The organism is Pseudomonas sp. KBS0707, from assembly GCF_005937945.2.
Taxonomy (GTDB): Bacteria; Pseudomonadota; Gammaproteobacteria; order Pseudomonadales; family Pseudomonadaceae; genus Aquipseudomonas; species Aquipseudomonas amygdali.
This window is the reverse complement of sequence record NZ_CP041754.1, coordinates 1,792,463-1,816,185: the sequence shown is the minus strand read 5'-3', so window position 1 is coordinate 1,816,185 and position 23,723 is coordinate 1,792,463. Positions and strand designations below refer to the sequence as shown.

Sequence of the window (23,723 nt, the reverse complement as noted above, 5' to 3'; positions counted from 1 at the left end):
AATTCACAAGGACGGGAGGCCGTCCTACGCAGTGTTCGGTGACAACGGAGCACGCTGAAAACGTAACGAGCGCAGGTGACATGAGGCCGGAAACACGCCTGACAGCAGAGCAGACAGCTCGCTGCCGGTGCGGACAGTTCATGGCCAGTTCACAAAGTGCAGTCGCTTTCAGACGCTACGAGCGAATGCTTCGGGAACAACGCCTCAAGCCATGATGCGCGACCTTCCCTATCGAAGATCGCGGTAAATGCCAACCCGCTGCGGATTCTGCGCGCGGCAGCACCCGAATTATCAGGGATACGTGTAGGGTGGAGACGCACAACCATCGGACTGTGTAGCACAAGGCTTGTTCTAGACGCTTCATCTCGTCCGCTACCGATGGTCGATTCCTCCTCCTGACAAAGCTTTTGCTGAAAAGGGTGTCTTATGCCACCACAGCAAGCAGGAAACGTCGTCGCGACCCTACGCCCCCTCTGGGCGAGGACCTCGCTAGACACTGGAGTGTCCAACCACTCCTGACGTGCCCTGACACCGACCGTGAGAAGTCGTGTGTGCCGAACGCCGTTTCCGGCAGCCCGGAAACCGACGGTACTACATGAAAAGAATGCTGATTAACGCAACTCAACCCGAAGAGTTGCGTGTTGCACTGGTAGACGGCCAGCGCCTCTACGACCTGGACATCGAGTCAGGTGCACGCGAGCAGAAGAAGGCCAACATCTACAAAGGCCGAATCACTCGCATCGAACCCAGCCTTGAGGCTGCCTTTGTCGATTTCGGCTCTGAGCGCCACGGCTTTCTGCCCCTCAAGGAAATCTCCCGCGAGTACTTCAAGAAAGCCCCTGAAGGCCGCGTCAACATCAAGGACGTCCTGAGCGAAGGCCAGGAAGTCATCGTTCAGGTCGAGAAAGAAGAGCGTGGCAACAAGGGCGCAGCCCTGACCACCTTCATCAGTCTTGCAGGCCGTTATCTGGTCCTGATGCCGAACAACCCTCGCGCCGGTGGCATCTCGCGCCGTATCGAAGGCGAAGAGCGCAACGAACTGCGTGAAGCCCTCAACGGCCTGATCGCTCCAGCCGACATGGGTCTGATCGTTCGTACTGCCGGCCTGGGCCGCAGCAGCGAGGAAATGCAGTGGGACCTCGATTACCTGCTGCAACTGTGGACCGCCATCAAGGAAGCGTCCCTGGACCGTTCGGCCCCTTTCCTGATCTATCAGGAAAGCAACGTCATTATCCGCGCCATCCGTGACTACCTGCGTCAGGATATCGGCGAAGTCCTGATCGACAGCGTCGAAGCCCAGGAAGAAGCCCTGACCTTCATCCGCCAGGTGATGCCGCAGTACGCCAGCAAGATCAAACTGTACGAAGACAGCGTTCCACTGTTCAACCGCTTCCAGATCGAAAGCCAGATCGAAACCGCCTTCCAGCGCGTGGTCGAACTGCCTTCCGGCGGCTCCATCGTCATCGATCCGACCGAAGCCCTGGTGTCCATCGACATCAACTCGGCGCGCGCCACCAAAGGCAGCGACATCGAAGAAACCGCCCTGCAGACCAACCTTGAAGCGGCTGAGGAAATCGCCCGTCAATTGCGTCTGCGCGACATCGGCGGCCTGATCGTCATCGACTTCATCGACATGACACCGGCCAAGAACCAGCGCGCCGTGGAAGAAAAAGTCCGCGAAAGCCTGGAAGCCGACCGCGCCCGCGTTCAGATCGGTCGCATTTCACGCTTCGGCCTACTGGAAATGTCCCGCCAGCGTCTGCGCCCATCGTTGGGCGAAAGCAGCGGCATCGTCTGCCCTCGTTGCAATGGCACCGGCATCATCCGTGACGTCGAATCGCTTTCTCTGGCCATTCTGCGCCTGATCGAAGAAGAAGCCCTGAAAGACCGCACTGCAGAAGTGCGCGCTCAGGTGCCGATCCCGGTCGCTGCGTTCCTGCTCAACGAGAAACGCAACTCGATCACCAAGATCGAACTGCGCACCCGTGCGCGCATCATCATCCTGCCGAACGACCAGCTGGAAACCCCGCACTTCGAAGTTCAGCGTCTGCGTGATGACAGCCCGGAAGCACACAACAGCCAGACCAGCTACGAAATCGCCGCGGCTGCAGCCGAAGTGGAAGAAATCGCCCCGCTGGCTGCCGCAACCCGCACTCTTGTTCGCCAGGAAGCAGCCGTCAAGACTGCACCTGCTCGTGCCAATGCGCCGGTTCCGGTAGAAGCCGTTGCGCCTGCCCCAACGCCTGCACCGGTCGCTCACGAGCCGAGCCTGTTCAAGGGCCTGGTGAAATCCCTGGTCAGCCTGTTTGCGACCAAGGAAGAGCCTGCCGCTCCGGTAGTGGTTGAAAAACCTGCTGCCGAACAGCGTCCGGCCCGTAACGAGGAACGCCGCAACGGTCGCCAACAGAGCCGTGGCCGTAACAACCGTCGTGACGAAGAGCGTAAGCCTCGTGAAGAACGCGCCCCCCGTGAAGAACGGGCCGAACGCGCGCCGCGCGAAGAGCGCGCCCCACGTGAGGAACGTGCTCCTCGTGAAGAACGCGCACCTCGTGAAGAGCGTACCGTTCGCGAACCGCGTGAAGCCCGCGAGGATTCAGCACCACGTGAAGAGCGTCCAGCCCGTACTTCCCGCGAGCGCAAGCCACGTGAAGCACGCGAAGATCGTCCGGTCCGCGAACTGCGCGAGCCTCTGGATGCAGCCCCTGCCGTAAACCTTGCTCGTGAAGAGCGTCCTGAACGCGCACCACGCGAAGAACGCCAGCCGCGCGCGCCTCGCGAAGAACGTCAACCACGCGCCGAACAGGCCGCGGCTGCCGTGAGCGAAGAGGAAGTGCTGCTCAACGAAGAGCAGATCAATGACGAGAACCAGGAAGGCAACGACGGTAGCGAAGGCGACCGCCCTCGCCGCCGCTCCCGCGGTCAGCGTCGTCGCAGCAACCGTCGTGAGCGTCAACGTGATGCCAATGGCAACGTGATCGAAGGCTCTGAAGAAAACGGTTCCGAAGAAAACGGTTCGGCAGAAAATGCTGAACAAGGCAGCAGCGCCACCGATCTGTCGGCTGGTCTGGGATTCACCGCAGCAGCTGCGGCTGGCGGCGTGATCAGCGCCACAGCAGAAGCCGATGCACACCAGCAGGCCGAGCGAGCCAACAGCACTGCCGTAGACGCTCCAGCCGTAGAGCCTGCGCAGCAAGCGCCTGTTGCCGAAGCCAATACTGCCAAGGCACCGGAAGCTGACGCACCGGCAATTGAAGCATCCACTCCAGAAACTCCGGCAGCAGCAGAACCGGTCGTTGAAGTGCCTGCCGTTGAAGCGCCGGTTGCAGACGATGCGCCAGTCGCCAAACCGGCTCCGGAAGTGGAGGTTCAGCCTGCAGCGATCGAAGCACCTGCCATTGCCGCGCAGACCGAGCTGTTCGAAGCGCCGCATGCCGAGCGCGTCGTGCCGTTCACACCAACGCCAGAGCCAGCGCTACAAGCGCCTGTCGAAGCAGCGGCTCATGAAGAAGTGCCAGCCACTGAATCGTCCGAACTGCCAACGCCTGCAGCTACTGCTGCCGAGCCTGTCGTCGTGAAGGAGGAGCCTGCTCCTTACGTCGCGCCCAAGGCCGTCGAAGAAGCAGCGCCTGCACCTGCAGAGCAACAACCTGTGATCGTGGAAACACCGGTCGCACCGGTCAGCAGCACCGGCCGTGCACCGAACGATCCTCGTGAAGTTCGTCGTCGCAAGCGTGAAGAAGAAGCACGCCGTCAGCAGGAAGCCGCTGCGGCCAGCACTCCAGTCATCGCCGAAGCAGCACCTGTTGCCGCTGAAGCAGAATCGGTCCAGCCTTCTCAGGCTATCGAGGAAAAGACTGAAGAAGCGGCGACTGAGCAACCAGCAGTCAAACCGCAACATGAAGCCGAGAAAGAAAACGAGCCTAAACCACTCGTCTAACTCCGGCCCATGAAAAAGCCTCGCCTGTGCAAACAGGCGGGGCTTTTTTACGTCTGTGACTCAGGGAAATACATCGACTGCAGGAGCGGACCGGGCGACGCTTCGCTTGTCCGCGAACTGCCGGGAACCGGCAGCAAAACCAGCTGCCTCGGTGCACCAGATACAAACAAGATGGCCGGTTTTGGGTCCGCTTCGCAGCCCATCGCGGACGAGCCCGCTCCTACATTTCCAAAGATCGCGGACGAGCAAAGCGTCGCCCGGTTTCACTACTAGGGTGGCAGTCAGACCTCAGTAGAGGTTCGGCTCCATTTCCAGCTCTACACCAAAACGCTCGACGATGTCGCTTTGGATGCGGCGCGCAAGGTTCAATAGCTGCAAGCCACTGGCCTGCCCGTAATTGACCAGTACCAGCGACTGGAGCTTATGCACGCCAGCGTCGCCGTCACGATAACCCTTCCAGCCAGCCTGCTCGATCAACCACCCCGCTGCCAGCTTCACCCGGCCATCGTCCTGCGGGTAGCCGACGACACCAGGGTGCTGCTGTTTGATCGTCGCGTACAGTTGGGCAGGGATAATCGGGTTTTTGAAGAAACTGCCAGCATTGCCCAGCACCGCTGGGTCAGGCAGCTTTTCACTGCGAATGGCGCAGATTGCCCGGCTGACATCGAAAGGCGTCGGTTTATCGATACCCAACTCGTCGAGACGCTGACGAACCGGACCATATTCAAGATGCAGGTTGGCTACGCGGCTAAGCTTGAAGCGCACCCGCAGGATCAACCAGCGCGCGACCTGATGCTTGAACACGCTGTCGCGGTAGCCGAACGCACAGTCCTCCAGGGAAAACTCGCGCAATTCACCCGTTTCACGATCCAGCGCAGTCAGGCTATGGAATACATCCTTGATCTCGACGCCATAAGCACCGATGTTCTGCATGGGTGCCGCCCCAACGGTGCCTGGAATCAGACTGAGGTTTTCCAGCCCCGCCAGCCCCAGTTCCAGACAGGACTGCACGAACGGATGCCAAGGCTCGCCAGCCTCTGCCTCGACAATCGACTCGAGACAGTCCTCATGCACGATGCGAATGCCGCGACTGGCCATGCGCAGCACCAATGACTGCACGTCACCGCTGAGCAGCAGGTTACTGCCACCGCCAATAACCAGCAGCGATACATCGTGCTCGACCGAATACGCCAGCGCCTCGCGAACATCGTCATCGCTATGCGCTTCGGCAAACAAGCGGGCCTGAACATCCACGCCAAAGGTGTTGAAAGGTTTGAGGGAAATCGCGGACTGCACCTGCAAGGTCATACTCTCGCCTTCCCGAACCACTGGACGAAGCGCATCAACCCTCCAGCAAGCGCCTTACGCGCTCCAGGTCTTCAGGCGTATCGACGCCACCGGGTGGCGCTTCAAGCGCGTCGGCAACGTGAATTCGCACGCCATTCCACAACGCACGCAGTTGCTCCAGGCTTTCGGTGTTTTCCAGCCAGCATGGACCCCAACTAACGAAGTCATGAAGAAAGCCCGCACGATAGGCGTAAATACCGATATGACGACGATAAGGCACGCCAGCGGGCAACTCGTCCCTGTTTGCGGCCAGCGCGTCACGCGCCCAAGGCAATGGGGCACGGCTGAACGTCAGCGCCAGGCCGTTGATGTCTGTTGCGACCTTGACGATGTTCGGGTTGAACAACGCGGCCACATCGTCGATAGGCTCGGCCAGCGTAGACATGCCGGCTTCGGGGTGAGCCGCCAGGTTGGACGCCACCTGATCGATCACCGCAGGCGGGATCATCGGCTCGTCGCCTTGCACATTGACCACAATCGCATCAGCAGCCAGCCCCAGTTGCGCAGCCACCTCGGCCAGACGATCGGTGCCGGAATTGTGATCCTCGCGGGTCAGCAGCACTTCTGCACCAAAAGCCTGACAAGCCTCGACAATGCGCGCATCATCGGTGGCAATCACGACACGCTCGGCGCTGCTTTTGCACGCCTGCTCCCAGACAAGCTGAACCATGGGCTTGCCAGCAATGGTTTTCAGTGGCTTGCCGGGAAAACGGCTGGAGCCGTAACGCGCAGGAATGACAACGGTGAACGCTGCTGTCATTTTTCCAGCCGCTCATCGGTGCTCAAGGTGCGCGCTTCGCTTTCGAGCATCACCGGGATGCCGTCGCGTACCGGGTAGGCAAGGCCTGCCCCTTTGCTGATCAGCTCGGTCTTGTCGGCGCTGAGCTTCAATGGTCCCTTGCACACAGGGCAAGCGAGGATATCGAGTAGTTTGGTGTCCATAGGAGATCCTGAAGCAATCATGGAGAGAGACGTAGCAGTTGCTCATCGAACCAGTCGACAAAAGCATCGGACGGTACTGCATCCACTGCCAGATACCACCAGTCATCGGCTGCAAAGGCACGACATTTCACCGCATCCTTCTCGGTCATGACCAAGGGCAATGCCGGTGTGAATGTCAGCGCCTGGGCACTGTAGACCGCATGGTCGGCGAACGCGTGAGCCACCGGCCGCCAGTGTAATCCTTCGAGGGTATTGAAGAAACGTTGAGGATTGCCGATTCCGGCGACCGCATGCAGCGCCTGCCCGGCCGGGAAATAATCCACCGGCTGGCGTTCGCCACTGCGCAGATTGATAAGGGCTGACGGTTTGAGCATAAAGGCGTAGCCATCGTCACGATCAGCCGTCGCGCCGTTGTAAAGCAAGGCGTCGACACTGCCTAGGCGCTCAACCGGCTCGCGCAATGGCCCGGCAGGCAGACAACGACGGTTGCCCAGCCCGCGGGCGGCATCGATCAGCACCAGCTCCAGATCGCGGGCCAGACGATAATGTTGCAGGCCATCGTCGGAAAGAATCAGATCCAGAGGCTCGGCAGCGAGCAGGGCCTGCACGGCGCGACTGCGATCCGGATCGATCATCAGCGGCACGCCACTGCGTTTGACGATGAGCAAAGGTTCATCGCCCGCCTCGCTGGCACTCTGGTCGGCCTTGACGCGCCACGGCAGGCTGGGAGGTTTGGCACCGTAACCGCGACTGACCACACCAACGCGCAGGCCACGACGACGGCAGTGCTCGATCATCCATAGAATCAGTGGCGTCTTGCCAGTGCCGCCGATGGTGATATTACCCACCACAATAACCGGCTCCGGAGCGCGGTAGATAGTGCCCTCACCCGCCAGAAAACGCGCGCGCTTGCCCTCTACGACGCGCCGATAAAGGCCTTCGAGCGGACGCAAAAGCGCCAGCGCAGGGTGGCCCTTGTACCAGGCATCAAGCAAACGGTCGGTAAATGCCATCAGTTAGCCGGTGTGGCCTCGACAGTGGTCATGCGCAAATGGCTGAAACCCAGTTTACCCGCCGCATCCATGGCCGTAATCACCGATTGGTGCGGGGTCTTGCCGTCGGCACTGATCGACAACGGCAGACTGGTATCGCCCGCCGACTCGCGTTGCAGCGCTTCGATCAGGGTTGCCAGATCGTTCTTGGGCAACAGTTGGTTGTTCAGCGAGAAGATCCCGTCGGCGTTGATGGCGATGTCCAGATGCTTAGCGCTGGCGTCCACCTCCGGCGTACCGGTGACCGCCTGTGGCAGATCCACCCGCAACTGGGTTTCACGGGTGAACGTGGTCGTCACGATGAAAAACAGCAGCAGGATGAACACCACATCAATCAGAGAGACCAGATTGATGTCGATGTTTTCCCGGGGTCTGCGACGGCGAAATTTCACTTCTTCTTGCCCCCGCCCGCTCTGGCCAGCGACTTGAGATCGATTTTGGCGTCGATCAGATCGACATCGCGGTCGCCCTGCACCACTTCAACCAGACGAATGGCCTGCTGCTCCATGCCGACCACCAGCTCATCGACGCGACTTTGCAGAAAGCGATGAAAGAAGATTGCCGGAATAGCCACGATAAGGCCCGACGCGGTACAGATCAGCGCCTTGGAGATACCACTGGCGAGTACACCGGCATTGGCCGTGGCCCCCGAACTGTTGAACGAGCCGAAAATATCGATCATGCCCAGCACCGTACCCAGCAAGCCAAGCAGCGGTGCCATGGCGGCAATCGAACCCAGCGCGCTCAGGTAGCGCTCCAGTTCATGGATAACCCGGGCGGCGGCTTCTTCGATGCATTCCTTCATGATCTCGCGACCGTGCCTGGAATTGGCCAGACCTGCGGCGAGAATCTCACCCAGAGGCGAGTCGGCGCGCAGTTGCTTGAGCTTTTCGCCGTCGAGCTTCTTTTCCTGAATCCACTGCCAGACCTGTCCGAGCAGATGCGGCGGCGTGATACGGCTGGCACGCAGCGTCCACAGACGCTCGATGATAATGCCAGCAGCGGCGATGGAGCTCAAAATAATCGGCAGCATCATCCAGCCGCCAGATTTGACCAGTTCCCACACAGTGATCACTCCCTCGAAAAATTGGCGCCACTCTATCATAGGGTCGCCAAGTGCCGAACGCCGAGATCGATATCCATTCACTCAGTCACGCCAGAAACGCCGTTGCGCGCGCTCTGCCTGCGGCGTGCCGAACGTACCCAGCCGCAGACTGACAGCGCCCAGCTCAGCGCTGTCATAACTGGCCATACCCAGCCATCGATAACGCGCCATGACCAACGGATGCGGGTGGCCGAAGGCGTTGTTACGGCCACGGGAGATCAGCACGCCAACCGCTCCGACGGCCTGAAGAAATACTTTGGATGACGAGGTCCGGCTGCCGTGATGCGGGGACTGCAACCAATGGGCACGAAGGTCGAAACCGCTGGCGATTGCCGCAAGTTCCGCGTCGACGTCGATATCACCCGTCAGCAGCAGACGCTCGCCCCCGGCGTCGACACTCAACATGCAGGACGCGGGATTGCCATCAGGGCCCTGCTCCCAGCGCCAGGTGGAGAACACCACCCCATCCCACTCCCAGCGCGCATCGCTCTCACACAACCGCGCGTCGAGTTGCGGCGCGAGCCTGGCCAGCTCACCGCCCAGTACACGGTCAACCGGAAATGCCTGATGAACCGCCGCTGCGCCCCCGGCATGATCGGAGTCGGCGTGACTGATCAACATCAGGTCCAGATGACGCACACCGGCCTTGCGCATGGCGGGCACGACCACACGCTGACCGATATCGAACTCGCCGAAACGTGGACCTGCGTCGTACAAGAGCGTGTGATTTCGAGTGCGCAGGAGAATGGCCAGGCCCTGCCCCACGTCCAGCTGCAATACTTCTGCCTGGCCTGCAGGCACTGAGTCGAGCGGCGGAAAAACGCACAACAACAGCAATGGCCAACCCAGCGGACGCATCGGCACGCCTTTGGGCAGTAATAAAATGAAGGCCCCGAGCAGACTAAGCAGCCACGCCCAGCCCGACATTGCACTGGGCAACCAGGCGGGCAAGACCGCGGCAACCCAGCCGAGAAACATAAACAGCCACTCCAGCGCACCTCCGGCCAGCCAGAGCAAGCCTTCGCCCACAACAGGGACCGGCAGCAGCAGTGTTCCAAGCAACGCAGGCGGCAGGACGATCAAGCTGACCCAAGGCACAGCCAGCAAATTGGCAAACGGACCGCTGAGGCTGATCGGCAGGTTCAGCGCCAGCAGAATAGGCAGCAAGCCAATTGCGATCAGCCACTGCGCACGCGTCCAGCTTTGCCACCAATTCCAGGCACCGAGACATCCACTGAAAATCAGCACCAGAATGCCAACCGCCGCGAAAGACAGCCAGAACCCCGGCTGCAGTGTCACCAGCGGCTCGAAAATCAGCACCGCGTTGAATGGGCCAGACAACGCCCAGGTGCCGAAAGCGCAAACGCCACAGCAGCACCATCGCGACCATCACACAGGCACGCCGTACCGGCACCTCGAAACCGGCCAGCAGCCCGTAACCCAGCGCAGCGATGAACGCCAGCGCACAGGCACAAGGCAGCCAGGGTAAAGCCCGTGGCCACAGCCCCCAGCGTGCAAGGCCTGCGACCAGCGCGTAAATCACCCCGGCCAGCAAACCGATATGCTGGCCGGAAATCACCAGCAAATGCACCGTGCCGGTGTCCTGCAGCACCTGCCAATCGGTGCTCGACAACCCGGAGCCATCGCCCAGCACCAGCGCCGCCAAGCCGCCCTCTCTGCCCTGCGCATCGACCGCCAGCAAGCGCTGACGAATAAGGTCGCGCCACGCCCCGCGCGCAGGTGTCAGCAGTTGACCATCCACCACCGTACCGGTGGCACCGATGCGCTGCGCCAACAGCCAGGCTTCGTAATCAAAAGCATCAGGATTGACCAGCCCGGCCGGCCGCTTGAGTTTGACCGCCATGCGCCAGCGCTCACCGCTGTTGACCTGCGGACCGCCGTACCACGCCACCCGGATGCGTGCAGGCAATATCGCCCTGCGCGACCTTGCCCCCTCCAGTTCGAAACGCACCACGCCCTCGGCGACACTGGGCAAACCGACTACCTTGCCTTGCAGCCACAGCGTCTGACCGTCCAGACGATGAACCAGACGGTCATTCAACGCCCACTGCGCAGAAACACACGCCCAGGTAAAACCGAGCAGGAACAGCGCCAGTGGATAGGTACGAAACGGTAGCAGCATCAACGCCAGTATCGGCATCAGCAGCAACAGCCAGGTCGGCGGCAAAGCAGGCAGAAAGCGTAAGGCCACAAGCCCCGACGCGAGCGCGATCATCCCTGTGCGCATGGTGATTCCTTGAAGCGGAAAGCTTCAAGGATCAGCGCAATATGGAAATGTCGGAAGTGATGGTGTGTTGCAAAACCTGAACAGCCGGTCTCGGCAGACAGGCGACCCGCCAGGCTGGCGGGTCGCAAAGCATGTGTTACTGACGCATACCGCGCCCGCTCACCAGCAACCGTGCGCAGCCGAAGTACAGCACAAACGTTGCCACGATCATGAACGCCAAGGCGATGCTGATCTTGATGTCGGAGACGCCCAGAATGCCGTAGCGGAAGGCATTGACCATGTGCAGGACCGGGTTGGCCAGCGACACGGTCTGCCAGAACGGCGGCAACAGGTTGATCGAATAGAACACGCCGCCCAGATAGGTCAGCGGGGTCAGGACGAAGGTCGGGATGATCGAGATATCATCGAAGTTGCGCGCGAACACTGCGTTGATGAAGCCCAGCAGCGAGAAGATGGTGGCGGTCAACACCACCACTAGGATGGTTACACCCAGGTGATGCACTTGCAGATCGGTGAAAAACATCGACAGCATGGTGACAATGAAACCCACCATCAGCCCGCGCAACACGCCGCCCAGGGTGTAACCGATCAGAATGGTGTGCGGGGAAACCGGCGAGACCATCAGTTCTTCGATGGAGTGCTGAAACTTGGCACCAAAGAAGCTGGATACCACGTTGCCGTAGGAGTTGGTGATCACCGACATCATGATCAGCCCCGGCACGATGTACTGCATGTAGGTAAAGCCGCCCATGTCGCCAATCTGGCGGCCGATCAGGTTACCGAAGATCACGAAGTACAGAACCATGGTGATCGCTGGCGGCAGCAGGGTCTGCGGCCAGATACGCATGAAGCGATGGACCTCGCGGTAAACGATGGTCTTCAAGGCAATCAGGTTGGGGCGCAACTCGCCGCTCTGCACGGTCATAGCGCCACCTTCGCAAGGTTTTTTTCCACCAGGGACACAAACAACTCCTCAAGGCGATTGGATTTATTGCGCAGGCTCAACACTTCGATGTTCTGGAAAGCGAGCTGGCTAAACAGCGCGGTGATGCCGACATTCTTGTCGACCTGAACTTCCAGGGTGTGGCTGTCGAGCAACCGGCAAGGGAAACCGGGCAGCTGCGGCGCGGTCTGCCAGGACGCCTTCAGATCCAGCACGAAGGTTTCGACAGTCAGGGTGCTGAGCAATTGCTTCATGCCGGTGTTCTGCACGATCACCCCGTGGTCGATAATGCCGATGTTGCGGCACAGCTGCTCGGCCTCTTCCAGGTAGTGCGTGGTGAGGATGATGGTGATGCCTTTTTGATTCAGTTCGGTCAGGAACGTCCACATCGAACGGCGCAACTCGATGTCCACACCAGCAGTGGGCTCATCGAGGATCAGCAGACGCGGCTCGTGAATCAGCGCACGGGCGATCATCAAGCGCCGCTTCATGCCGCCTGACAGCGACCGTGAAGGAACGTCGCGCTTGTCCCACAGGCCCAGTTGAGTCAGGTACTGCTCGGCGCGCTCCTTGGCGATCTTTGCCGGGATGCCGTAATAACCCGCCTGGGTGACGACGATGTCGAAGGTCTTCTCGAACTGGTTGAAGTTGAACTCCTGCGGCACGACACCGATGCAACGCTTGAGCGCAGCGGGCTCGCGATCCAGGTCGTGGCCAAAGATGTTCACCGTACCGCTGGTCTTGTTGACCAGCGTCGAGATGATACCGATGGTGGTGGACTTGCCTGCGCCATTAGGGCCAAGCAAAGCGAAGAAATCACCCTCGGCCACGTCCAGATCAATGCCACTCAAGGCCTGGAAACCGTTGCCGTAGGTTTTGGTTAGCTGCCGAATGGACAGAGCGGAAGACATATCGGAAAGAGTACTCATCAGGAAAAAGGAATGAAGCTGACCGGGAACACACGCCTGTCATGACGACCCAGGCGTGCAATGGTGCTCGGCTGGGTCATTCAAGTACAGACACATCTGTTAATAGTAAATATCAAGAGCCGGACATGAGCCCGATCAACTGTTTTAAAGGCTCAGACTGCATGCTCAGGTCAGCGGACTCATGACGGCCTTGCGATACGCCGGACGCGTCTTGAGGCGTTCATACCAGGCTTGGAGGTGGGGCAGCGGCGGACGTTCAATCGGCATTTCGAACCAGCCGTAAGCGAAGCACCCCAGGGGAATGTCGCCCATGCCAAAAGCTTCGCCGGACAGGTAAGGCTGGCGAGACAGGGCCTCATCGGCGACAAGCAAAAGACTGTGCAGGGTCTTGATGCCTTGCTCGATGGCCGGCCAGTCCTGTTTCTCGGGCGGGGTGCGTACCACGCCCCAGAATACCGGGCTGAACGGGGCCGCGATGGTCGAGGAGGTCCAGTCCATCCACTTGTCTGCGTTGGCGCGAGCCTGAAGGTCAGCGGGGTATAAGTCCGAGTCCGGGGCATGGCGGGCGGCCAGATAGCGTACGATCGCGTTCGACTCCCAGAGCACGAAGTCGCCGTCTTCAATCATGGGAATCCGGCCATTGGGGTTTTTCGCGCGGTAAGCTGCTTCATTGACCAGCCCGAATGCCCCACCGGCGTCCTGCGTCTCGTAGGGCACGCCCACTTCTTCGGCAATCCAGAGTGCATTGCGCACATTGCTGGAATTCTTCCGTCCCCATATCTTGAGCATTGCGTTCCCCTCGCAGTCGCTGATAAATAAAGGCTCACAGTCTACCCCGAAGCGGCGGCAACTTCCTCGTCAACCAGGGGTCACTATCGATGTCGCCTCACCACTGCCCGGCGACCAGTTCTTGATCGCTGCCACGGCGGCGGTCATCACGGAGGAATACCTATGCTGTTGTTGTGGATTGTAGTGCTGGTCGTCGGCATTGCCTGGCTGGCCCATCGGCGTACCGCCCCGCTCCCGGCGCTTGGCGTGGTAGCCGTCTACCTGCTGGCCATGGGCATTTTCAGCCACGCGCCAGGATGGCTGCTGACTGTTTTCTGGGTGCTGTGGCTGGCAGTGTTCGTACCTGTTGTGCTGCCCGACCTGCGCCGCAAGCACTTCACTGCGCCCATGTTCAGCTGGTTTCAGAAAGTGCTGCCGCCCATGTCGGAAACCGAGCGCGATGCGATTGACGCCGGTACGGTCTGGTGGGATGGCGAGCTGTTCAGCGGTCGCCCGGACTGGGACAAGCTGCTGGCCTATCCAAAAGTCCAGCTCACCGAAGAAGAACAGGCCTTTATCGACGGGCCGACCGAAGAACTCTGCGCGATGGTCAGCGACTGGGAAATAGGTCAGGCCATGGACCTGCCGCCTGAAGCCTGGGCGCACATGAAAGAGCACGGGTTCTTTGCCCTGATCATTCCGAAAGAATTCGGTGGCAAGGGCTTCTCGGCCTACGCCCACTCTCAGGTGGCCATGAAACTGGCCACCCGCAGCGGCGACCTGGCCTCCACCGTGATGGTGCCCAACTCCCTCGGCCCTGCAGAATTGCTGCTGCATTACGGCACCGACGAACAGCGCAACCATTACCTGCCACGTCTGGCACGTGGCGAAGATATCCCCTGCTTCGCGCTGACGGGTCCATTGGCAGGTTCCGATGCGGGCGCGATGCCCGACACCGGGGTTATCTGCAAAGGTCAGTGGCAAGGCGAGGAAGTCATCGGCCTGCGCCTGACCTGGGAAAAGCGCTACATCACCCTTGGCCCGGTCGCCACCCTGCTCGGCCTGGCTTTCAAGGCTTACGACCCTGAGCACTTGCTAGGCGAAGAGGAAGATCTCGGCATCAGCCTGGCATTGATTCCGACCGACACGCCAGGCGTTGAAATCGGCCGTCGCCACTTGCCGCTGGGCGCAGCGTTCATGAACGGCCCGAATTCAGGCAAGGACGTCTTTGTTCCGCTGAGCTACCTGATCGGCGGCCAGCCAATGCTCGGCAAAGGCTGGATGATGCTGATGAACTGCCTGTCGGTAGGACGTTCGATTTCGCTGCCCGCGGTCGGCACCGGCGCTGCCAAGTACACTAGCCTGGTCACCGGCCAGTACGCCAAGGTGCGCGAGCAATTCAATGTGCCGCTGTCGGCGTTCGAAGGTATTCAGGAAGCGCTGGCGCGCATCGGCGGCAACGCCTGGCTGATGGACAGCGCGCGCATGCTGACCGCCAATGCGGTCGATCTGGGAGAAAAACCCTCGGTGCTCTCCGCGATCCTCAAATACCACCTGACCGAGCGTGGCCGCGAATGTATCGGTCACGCCATGGATGTGCATGGCGGCAAGGGCATCATCATGGGCCCGAACAACTACCTGGGCCGCAACTGGCAAGGCGCGCCGATTTTCATCACCGTTGAAGGGGCGAATATCCTTTCACGTAACCTGATGATCTTCGGCCAGGGTGCCATTCGCTGCCATCCATTCGTGCTCAAGGAAATGGCCTTGGCCGGTCGCGAAGACAAGCAGCAGGCGCTGCTCGAGTTTGACGCGCTCCTGCTCAAGCACATCGGTTTTGCGGTGAGCAACGCCGCCAGCACCCTGATTCTTAATCTGGGCTTTGGCCATTTTGAAAGAGCACCGGGCAACAGCCTGAGCCAAGGCTACTTCCGCGCGTTGAACCGTCAGGCAGCAGCTTTCGCGATGTTGGCGGACTTGAGCATGATGCTGCTGGGCGGCGAGTTGAAACGCCGCGAACGCCTGTCGGCGCGTCTGGGGGATGTGCTCAGTCATATGTATCTGGCTTCGGCGGCACTCAAGCGCTACCACGATCTTGGCTCGCCAGATCACATGAGCCCGCTGTTTCGCTGGGCCATGGAAGAAAGTCTGGGCCATTCGGAACGTGCCATGGACGAAATCCTCGGCAACTTCCCTAACCGTGTACTGGGTGGGCTGTTGCGTGCAGTGGTGTTCCCGTTCGGTCGTCGCCACAAGGGCCCTTCGGACAAGCTGGACGCCGAAGTTGCACAGGTACTGGGCCGCGCCAAGGGCGATCCGACACTGGAAGAGTTGCTCGCAGGCTGCTATCGCCCGCAATCGGCAGAAGATCCGGTTGGCGCGCTGCAACATGCCATCGACTTGCTGACTACTGCGTATCCGCTGCACAAGAAGCTGCAAACGGCGCTCAAGAGTGGTCAGATCAAACCGGCCGCAGGCGAGCATGCCATCGACGCTGCGTTGCGCATCGGTGTATTGCAGGCAGAAGAGGCACAGACACTGCGTACAGCCGAAGCCGCCCGTCGCAAGGTGATCGACGTGGATGATTTCGACAAGGAAGAACTGACCCTGGCAGCGGGCAAGATTCGCTGACGTTCAAGGTCACACCACACAGCAGGCGCGTAGAGCTTTATACTCTCGCGCCTGTTTTTGCATTTGAGGATTACCCGATGGCCGACGCCACTCTCGATCACCAACTTGGCCTGCTGGCACACCTGCGCAGCATTCTGGTCGCGCTGGGCGAGGCCGAGCAGGTTCCGGAAGAAAGCCACGCGCTGTTCATGGAGCGCTTCGACGAACTGGTCGAGCAACTGCCGCAGGACCCGATAGAAAGCCAGTACCTGGGCCAGGACATCCTGTGTCAGGTCATCCAGCGCTACCCGCAAATCGCCCACCTGGTGCCTCGCGACCTGCTGTGGTTTTTTGCCGGTGACTGCCTGCATTTCATGCCTGATGATGAAATCGAGCTGTATCAGGCGCTGGAAGAGCGCCGTTACGAAGCCGAGCATAACGACGAACCATTTGACTGGAACCAGGAAAAGCAGCTGCTGGCCATGTCGACACAGGGCAGCAAACACTGATCACCTCTCGTTGTAACGCCTGGCCCGGAGTCTGTTCCGGGCAGGTTGCCTGTTACTCACGCCAATGCGTACCAGCAGGCGACACATCGATAAATACGATCATTCCGTTCCGGGATTCGAATCAGTTAATCGAATAGACAGGCATACCATGACACTCCCTTGCGCCTGAAAAGGCCACCTGATAAGGAGTGCTCTCTTTCCATGACTCAATTTCGTAAAGTCCTGTCGATTCAGGCAGGCCAACCTGCCTCTGACGGCGCGGGAGTCAAACTGACACGCGTTTTCGGCGGACGGGGCGTGGAACAATTCGATCCATTCCTGATGCTGGACGAGTTCGGGTCGGACGTGCCTGATGATTATATCGCGGGCTTTCCACCTCATCCGCACCGTGGCTTCGAAACGGTGACCTACATGCTTGAAGGCCGTATGCGTCACGAAGACCATATGGGCAATGTAGGCCTGCTGCAGGGCGGCGGCGTACAGTGGATGACCGCCGCACGCGGGATCATTCACAGCGAAATGCCTGAACAGGAAGAAGGCACCATGCGAGGTTTTCAGCTATGGCTGAACCTGCCGGGCAAGAACAAGCTGAACGACGCCAGTTATCAGGACATCCAGCCGGAAAACGTTCCTCGCCTGACCACTGAAGCCGGTGTGCAGGTGGTGGTATTGGCCGGGCATTTCGACGATGGCCAGGTTCGACAGGCCGGTGCGGTACAGCGCCCGGATACCGAGCCCTTGTACTTTGACTTCGACATGCCTGCCGGCAGTCGTATCAGCCCGCGCTTGCCCGAAGGGCATCTTGCATTGCTGTACGTGTACGAAGGCAGTATCGAAATAGAAGGCAGCGCACAGTCAGTGAGCAAGCGCCATCTTGCGTGCCTGTCTGACACAGGGGATTTGCAGATCAGCAGCACCAAGGGTGCGCGCGTCTTGTTGATTGCAGGCAAGCCCTTACGCGAGCCGATCGTGCAGTACGGGCCGTTCGTGATGAACACCCGCGAAGAGATTGACCAGGCGTTGCGTGATTTCCGGGAAGATCGTCTGACGGCGTGACAGGCTAAAGTGAGCAGATACTCTCACGCAGGTAATCAGGAAACCGTGCACCTCGCTTGAAGTGCACGGTTTCGCAACTACTGTCTCGTGACAGAGACGAGCGCGACTCAGACCAGCACAGGGTTCTGCTTGCCTGGGTCGATCTTGTAGCGTTCGATGGCCTGGGCCACGACCTTACGCTCGACCTTGCCGTCATCGGCCAGCGCCTTGAGCGCAGCCACAGCCACGAAGTAACGGTCCACCTCGAAGAAATGACGCAGCGATTCACGGGTATCGGACTGACCAAAACCATCCGTACCCAGCGCCACGAAACGACGCAGTGGGACGAATGGGCGGATCTGGTCAGCGAAGATCTTCATGTAATCCGTTGCCACGACAACCGGCCCTTCCCTGTCGGCGAGACAGCTTTCAACGTAGCTCAGGCGCGGCTCCTGCTCAGGGTGCAGCAGGTTCCAGCGCTCGACGTCCTGGCCTTCACGGCGCAGCTCGGTGAGGCTGGTAACACTCCAGATTTCACTGCTCACACCAAAGTCGTCCTCCAGCAATCTGGCGGCCGCGATGACTTCCAGAAGGATCGACCCGCAGCCCATCAACTGCACGTGCTTGCCGGAGTTGACCGATGCACTGGCCTGCAATGGATACATGCCCTTGATAATGCCGGCTTCGGCGCCCTCGGGCAGATCAGGGTGCGGGTAGTTCTCGTTGAGCAAGGTGATGTAGTAATAAATGTCCTCATTTTCGGCAAACATGCGGCGCATGCCATCCTGAATGATCACCGCCAGTTCAAAGGCAAACGTCGGGTCATAAGATACACAGCACGGTATCGTCGACGACATCACGTGACTGTGCCCGTCATCATGCTGCAGGCCTTCGCCCATCAGCGTGGTCCGGCCTGAGGTGGCCCCCAGCAGAAAGCCCCTGGCCCGGGCATCACCCGCCGCCCAGGCCAGATAGCCCACACGTTGGAAACCAAACATCGAATAGAAGATATAGAACGGCACGGTCATCACGCCATGGTTGGCGTAGGACGTACTGGCGGCAATCCACGAGGAAATGGCACCGGACTCGTTCAGCCCTTCCTGCATGATCTGCCCGTCGGTGCTTTCCTTGTAGTAGCTCAGTTGCCCTGCATCCTGTGGCGTGTACAACTGACCGACATGGGAATGGATGCCGATCTGGCGGAACAGGTTCTCCATACCAAAGGTTCGCGACTCGTCCGGCACAATCGGCACGATCACTTGCCGATGTTCGGGTCCTTGAGCAGCGTCGAGAGGATGCGCACAAAGGCCATGGTCGTCGATATACCGCGATCACCGGTGCTTTTCAGCTGGGTATCCAGCACCGAAAGCGGTGGAACCTGCAAGGTGGCCGCGTCACTGAAACGCGCCGGAATGTAACCGCCCAACTGAGCCCGGCGGGCCTTGAGGTACAGCGCTTCGGTACTGCCCTCGGCGGGTTTCAGATAAAGCATGTCGCCCAGTTGATCATCGGTGATGTCCAGAGAGAAACGGTCGCGGAAGGCCTTGATTGCCTCTGCACCGAGTTTTTTCAACTGGTGGTTGATGTTCTGCCCCTCGCCCGCCTCGCCCATGCCGAAACCTTTGACCGTCTTGGCCAGAATCACGGTCGGCCCGCCCTTGTGACGCATTGCGGCAGCGTAGGCGTTGTAGACTTTTTCCGGATCGTGCCCGCCCCGCGAGAGCTTCCAGATATGGTCGTCGCTCATGTCGCTGACCAGCTCCAGCAACTCAGGGTACTTGCCGAAGAAATGCTCACGCACGTAGGCGCCGTTCTGGGATTTGTAGTTCTGGTACTCGCCGTCCACGCATTCCATCATGCGCTGACGCAGCAGCCCGCTCTTGTCCTTCTCCAGCAGCGCATCCCAGCCACTGCCCCAGATGACCTTGATTACGTTCCAGCCAGCGGCGCGATACAGGCTTTCGAATTCCTGAATGACCTTGCTGTTACCACGCACCGGGCCGTCGAGACGCTGCAGGTTGCAGTTGACCACGAAGATGATGTTGTCGAGCTTTTCGCGCCCGGCCAGCGCAATGGCCGCCTGAGACTCGGGCTGGTCCATTTCGCCATCGCCAAGAAAAGCCCAGACCTTGCGCCCCTGATGCTCCTTGAGCCCGCGATTTTCCAGGTAACGCATGAAACGCGCCTGATACGCCGCCGTGATTGGCCCAAGCCCCATTGAAACAGTAGGGAACTGCCAGAAGTCCGGCATCAGGCGCGGGTGCGGATAAGACGAGATGCCATCACGGTCCGTTTCACGACGGAAGTTGTCCAGTTGCTCTTCGCTCAGGCGACCTTCCAGGTACGCCCTGCCGTAAATGCCCGGCGAAGAATGGCCCTGGATGTAGACCAGATCGCCGGCGAACTGCTCGGTACGACCCCGGAAGAAGTGATCAAACCCCACGTCATAGAGCACGGCGGCAGACGCATAGTAGGCAATATGGCCGCCCACACCGGAATGCTTGCCGGCACGCAGTACCATCGCCAGGGCGTTCCAGCGGATGAACGCGTTGATACGCTTTTCAACCTGGAGGTCACCCGGATAAGGCTGCTGACGGTCGCCGGGAATGGTGTTGACGTAGGGCGTCGTGACCCGACCATAGAAATCGCCGTGTTGAGCGACATCGAAGTCCAGCAACTGATCGATCAGGTAGTGCGCGCGCGGGCGCCCTTCACTGTTGAGTACCGACTCAATCGATTCGAGCCATTCGCGGGTTTCTTGCGGATCCTCGTCAAGAAACCGGGATTGCTGTGCCATCGTCGTCTCCTACTGTGATGCGGCAGTGGACGCCGGACAGGCGTCTGCCTTGAAAAATCTGATTGCAATTGCAATCATATGCCGGAATTTATCCCGTGCTCGGTTACTATTGCAACCCTCAAGAATTTCAGACAAAGGTGATTCATGTCGTCAGCCGAACCGGATACGTGGTTCAGATTCGTCAGGGCGCACCGCTGTCTTATTCGCGAGATCGAACGCCGTCTGGCGGCGGCCGAGCTGCCCCCATACGCTTGGTATGACGCGCTCTGGGGTGTGGAAAGCGGGCCTCAGGGCATGCGCCGCATGCATGAACTGGCCGATGTCATGGCCATCGAACGCTACAACCTGACCCGCCTCATCGACCGCCTTGAAAGCGAAGGGCTGGTGGAACGCCACAGATCCGACAGCGACGGCCGGGGCGCGGTGGCAGCGATCACCGACAAGGGCCGGACACTGCGCAAACAGATGTGGCAGATCTATGAAACGGCGGTCGACGAGCTGTTTCTGGCGCAATTCGACGCCCCGCAGCGCCGCGTGTTTGCTGATGCGCTGGAGCGTGCCGCACTGGCAGCCCGACAAAGTGGCAGTAAAAGCTGACATCAGACCAGCAGATAGCGTTGCAGGGCGAGTTTCAACGGCTCGTAACTCAGTTGCCCGCCCTCCGCAAGCGCAGTCAGGGCCTGAACGACAATCCACTCGGGGCTGATTGCAGGCTTACCTTGCGGCGCAGCGGAATCGGCTCCCAAGGCAACAAACCGTCCGGGGACATGTTCACGCAGTTGCTCGGCCACGGCCTACGGATAACCGGTGACCGCCACCACGGCGTCGTGCCCTTCGCCGAGGCAATCACGCAAGTGCCAGGACCGAGGGGTCTTCAAGGGATGGAAACGATTCCAGCGTCGGCCCGAACCGGCATCGCGCGCCAGTCGGGTATAGCTGGGGCAGCTCCAGACTTCGCAATCGACATTCCAGTGCTCCTTGAGCAGGCTGGCCGCCTGACGTACTGACCGCAGGGCCAGGCCCGCACCCAACAGGCGCACGCGACGGCCGTCGTTGCCGGAAACGACATCGCCAACCCGATACATACCTTGCACAGCCGCCGCAGCCTGCGTCTCGCTTAACGCACTGACCTGATCATTGGATTCGTCATGCAACGCCATGTAATAGAAACCGGCCCGGCCTTCAACATACAGACTGTGCAAGGCGTGCAGCGTGATCGCCCGCGCCTCCGCAGCATCCGCAGGGTCGTAAGGCTGACACTTGCTGTTTGAAAGGAGTCACAACGGCAGCCACGGATGAGCGCCCTTGGGCCAGCGAGATGGCAACGTCTCGATGTCGTTGCAGAAAATTCCACGTTGGGATGACTCCGATGCCAGCGCGCTCAGTTCGGCCGAGGTTTCGCTGCTGATCATGTAGATCAGAGGCAATTCGACCTTGCCGGCCTGTGCAGCAAATCGCAAAGGCCAGGCGCTGGCGAGCACGCCCTCCTGTTCGCAGGCCATGTGCTTGCTGGCTCGCACCACGGATATGCGCCGCGAGGTAGACGGGTCTCGGGTCAGACGCTCGACGATGTCGGCCATCGCAAACAGGGGTGAACAGCACCCGCGCAGCGCAAGCCCCGCAGCCGCTTGAATCTTTTCCATGCAAGCCAGCGCTGCAACCCGGGTTTGCGGCGCCAACTGGTGGCCATTTGCGCTGTTCATCACTACTCCTTGCTGTCGGACAAGCGTCCTTGCACCTTAATGGAACGAAGAATATGATTGCAATCGCAACAAAATCCCATCCGGTGTGCGTGATCGCAGTGCAGGGCCCAACGCCCAAACACGCGTGCGCTCGTATGCAAATGCTTCGACGAGCGCACTTTTTTACAGCCTTGACCGGTGTTCAAAATCAAAAGACACAGGTAGTCCATGTTTTCATGTACTACTTAAATTACACATGCGGATAATGAGTACAGCCAGGCCGAGAACAAAATAATAAACAAGGTATTACATGGAGGTTCGTACCGTGAAAGCCTAACTTGACTGCCCACCGTTGAAGATAAACGGGGCCCCTGCCCCTCTCCGTCAACTGATCGAAGACTTTGAAAACGATCTGCACCACATTGGCGATTTTACCTACGCCTACTTTTCCACGCCCAAGACGCGCAATGTCAAACCCGTCATTTTGTCCAATTACCCAGACTCCTGGCTGAAATCTTATGTAGCCTCAAACTATCACCTCATTGATCCGATCATCAAACATGCCTGGCATAGCATTACGCCATTTTTCTGGAGAGAGGCCCGCAATGCTGTTCAGGGCGTCGAAACCGACGATTTCCTGAAGCGGTCAGCCAAATATCAGCTGTCCTCGGGGGCCACTTTCACCCTGCACGATGCCAGTGGGCTTTTTGCCGCACTGAGTCTTTGCAATGCCCGGCAGCAGAACGATTTCGATCAGCGAATCCGCGAAAAAGCCGCCGATATCCAGATGAGCCTCATCCGCTTCCATGACCGTTTGATCAAGACCCGAGCGCCCCATGAACTCTTTCCGCAGCCCGCCCAGTGCAAGTTGTCCACCCGCGAAACAGGTGTGTTGAAATGGGTGGCGATGGGCAAGTCGTACAGCGAAATCGCTGAAATATTTTCCATCTCGGAACGCACTGTGAAGTTTCACATGTCCAATGTCTCCAGCAAGCTCGAAGTGCGCACTGCCAAGCAGGCGGTCTACAAAGCCATCAACATTGGCATGGTCTGATTCAGGCAGCGCTGTGCATGTAGGCTTGCGGTGCGGAGCCTGATACGCCAAGCGCTATCGGCCAACGCAGCAGGTCATCCGTGACAGGCTGTCTGAGGGCAATATTCTCGAGCAGCCGCTGATGGTTGTCGGCCGTCACCGGCATCTCGAGCAACAGCACTGTCTCGCCTGGCGATGCTTCACCGGTCGACAGCACACGGTGCTCCCATCCAGACTTGCGCACGATCCGCGCCATTGCCTTGCTGACCACCGTGATGATCGATTGCAAACCGGACAACGCAGCATGGTTGTGCATGGAGAACAGCAGCATTTCGGTCAGTGGTGCGTGCAGAATACCCAACGAGCGTGCCCGAGCCGTGTCGACAAAGAACCTGCTCGACTCCGCCATGGCGGCATTTTTGGGCGCAGCGCAGTCAAAAAAGCTGCGGAATGGGCCTTCCAGCATGTAGGGATCACAGGTGTTGATCAGCCTTAGCCCGGCCAGCGGAACCCCCTTCCAGCTTCCGACAAGGTAAGTGGTAGCGGCATTGTCGTATTCATCAAATTCAAATGCGTGACTCACACGAACTTTCCATTCAAGACGATCTGAAAAAATCTTCTTGCTCATGGAATACAGTGTTTCCAGCAACGTAACGGGCATCGTAGTGTAACTGGCTAACTGAAACTCAAACCCGCTCGACATTATAAACTCCACTCCGCACAACCAGTGTCAAGCATCGCGTATTTCAAAGGGTAAATCTACTGTACCTAAGAACAGGTCAACAC

General features: G+C 59.4%; 16 protein-coding genes and 3 pseudogenes. 6 read left to right on the top strand and 13 right to left on the bottom strand.

Going from position 1 to position 23,723, the window contains the following annotated elements:
• Positions 1-604: 604 nt before the first annotated feature.
• Positions 605-3,937: a ribonuclease E gene (gene rne, locus FFH21_RS08620; protein WP_041924486.1), complete on the top strand. Its 3,333-nt coding sequence runs from the start codon at positions 605-607 to the stop codon at positions 3,935-3,937.
• A gap of 288 nt (positions 3,938-4,225) precedes the next feature.
• On the opposite strand, the gene murB is transcribed toward rne, so the two are convergent.
• The 10 genes and pseudogenes from murB to FFH21_RS08565 form a co-directional block, all read right to left on the bottom strand.
• The gene (murB, locus tag FFH21_RS08610) at positions 4,226-5,245 is read right to left on the bottom strand and encodes a UDP-N-acetylmuramate dehydrogenase (RefSeq protein WP_004657846.1); all 1,020 of its coding nucleotides are present in this window, start codon (positions 5,243-5,245) and stop codon (positions 4,226-4,228) included.
• Positions 5,246-5,279: 34 nt separating this feature from the next.
• Complete coding sequence (gene kdsB / locus FFH21_RS08605; protein ID WP_004657844.1) at positions 5,280-6,044, bottom strand: 3-deoxy-manno-octulosonate cytidylyltransferase; 765 nt, start codon at positions 6,042-6,044, stop codon at positions 5,280-5,282.
• Complete coding sequence (locus FFH21_RS08600) at positions 6,041-6,226, bottom strand: Trm112 family protein (RefSeq protein WP_002552679.1); 186 nt, start codon at positions 6,224-6,226, stop codon at positions 6,041-6,043. Before FFH21_RS08600 ends, kdsB begins: the two co-directional genes overlap by 4 nt.
• A gap of 17 nt (positions 6,227-6,243) precedes the next feature.
• Positions 6,244-7,239 (bottom strand): tetraacyldisaccharide 4'-kinase, encoded by a 996-nt coding sequence (lpxK, locus tag FFH21_RS08595; RefSeq protein ID WP_054088529.1) that lies wholly within the window; start codon positions 7,237-7,239, stop codon positions 6,244-6,246.
• Complete coding sequence (locus tag FFH21_RS08590; RefSeq protein WP_002552677.1) at positions 7,239-7,670, bottom strand: biopolymer transporter ExbD; 432 nt, start codon at positions 7,668-7,670, stop codon at positions 7,239-7,241. The genes lpxK and FFH21_RS08590 overlap by 1 nt, the downstream gene beginning before the upstream one ends.
• Complete coding sequence (locus tag FFH21_RS08585; RefSeq protein ID WP_004667789.1) at positions 7,667-8,344, bottom strand: MotA/TolQ/ExbB proton channel family protein; 678 nt, start codon at positions 8,342-8,344, stop codon at positions 7,667-7,669. Before FFH21_RS08585 ends, FFH21_RS08590 begins: the two co-directional genes overlap by 4 nt.
• Positions 8,345-8,425: 81 nt before the next feature.
• Positions 8,426-10,631 (bottom strand): annotated as a pseudogene (locus tag FFH21_RS08580) (DNA internalization-related competence protein ComEC/Rec2).
• Positions 10,632-10,767: 136 nt separating this feature from the next.
• Complete coding sequence (locus FFH21_RS08575; RefSeq protein WP_002552673.1) at positions 10,768-11,556, bottom strand: ABC transporter permease; 789 nt, start codon at positions 11,554-11,556, stop codon at positions 10,768-10,770.
• Complete coding sequence (locus FFH21_RS08570; protein WP_005733932.1) at positions 11,553-12,485, bottom strand: ABC transporter ATP-binding protein; 933 nt, start codon at positions 12,483-12,485, stop codon at positions 11,553-11,555. The genes FFH21_RS08575 and FFH21_RS08570 overlap by 4 nt, the downstream gene beginning before the upstream one ends.
• A gap of 183 nt (positions 12,486-12,668) precedes the next feature.
• Positions 12,669-13,292: a glutathione S-transferase gene (locus tag FFH21_RS08565; protein ID WP_011168130.1), complete on the bottom strand. Its 624-nt coding sequence runs from the start codon at positions 13,290-13,292 to the stop codon at positions 12,669-12,671.
• Positions 13,293-13,454: 162 nt separating this feature from the next.
• Between FFH21_RS08565 and FFH21_RS08560 the strand changes: the two genes are divergently transcribed.
• From FFH21_RS08560 to FFH21_RS08550, 3 genes are all read left to right on the top strand, one after another.
• Positions 13,455-15,902, top strand: coding sequence for an acyl-CoA dehydrogenase (locus FFH21_RS08560; RefSeq protein WP_011168129.1), 2,448 nt, complete (start codon positions 13,455-13,457; stop codon positions 15,900-15,902).
• Between the two features lie 77 nt (positions 15,903-15,979).
• Positions 15,980-16,390 carry a PA2817 family protein gene (locus FFH21_RS08555; RefSeq protein ID WP_011168128.1) on the top strand — a complete coding sequence of 137 codons (411 nt, stop codon included), beginning with the start codon at positions 15,980-15,982 and terminating at the stop codon, positions 16,388-16,390.
• Between the two features lie 201 nt (positions 16,391-16,591).
• On the top strand, positions 16,592-17,446 hold the full coding sequence (locus FFH21_RS08550; protein ID WP_004664316.1) for a pirin family protein: 855 nt from the start codon (positions 16,592-16,594) through the stop codon (positions 17,444-17,446).
• 107 nt (positions 17,447-17,553) lie between these two features.
• Here FFH21_RS08550 and aceE read toward each other — a convergent pair.
• A pseudogene (gene aceE / locus FFH21_RS08545) lies at positions 17,554-20,222 on the bottom strand (pyruvate dehydrogenase (acetyl-transferring), homodimeric type).
• Between the two features lie 144 nt (positions 20,223-20,366).
• Here aceE and FFH21_RS08540 point away from each other — a divergent pair.
• Positions 20,367-20,819: a MarR family winged helix-turn-helix transcriptional regulator gene (locus FFH21_RS08540; protein ID WP_004657820.1), complete on the top strand. Its 453-nt coding sequence runs from the start codon at positions 20,367-20,369 to the stop codon at positions 20,817-20,819.
• A gap of 2 nt (positions 20,820-20,821) precedes the next feature.
• Here FFH21_RS08540 and FFH21_RS08535 read toward each other — a convergent pair.
• A pseudogene (locus FFH21_RS08535) lies at positions 20,822-21,925 on the bottom strand (pyruvate dehydrogenase).
• 331 nt (positions 21,926-22,256) lie between these two features.
• Between FFH21_RS08535 and FFH21_RS08530 the strand changes: the two are divergent.
• Positions 22,257-22,958 carry a LuxR family transcriptional regulator gene (locus tag FFH21_RS08530; protein WP_004667792.1) on the top strand — a complete coding sequence of 234 codons (702 nt, stop codon included), beginning with the start codon at positions 22,257-22,259 and terminating at the stop codon, positions 22,956-22,958.
• A gap of 1 nt (position 22,959) precedes the next feature.
• On the opposite strand, the gene FFH21_RS08525 is transcribed toward FFH21_RS08530, so the two are convergent.
• Complete coding sequence (locus tag FFH21_RS08525) at positions 22,960-23,640, bottom strand: acyl-homoserine-lactone synthase (RefSeq protein ID WP_011168127.1); 681 nt, start codon at positions 23,638-23,640, stop codon at positions 22,960-22,962.
• Positions 23,641-23,723 lie beyond the last annotated feature (83 nt).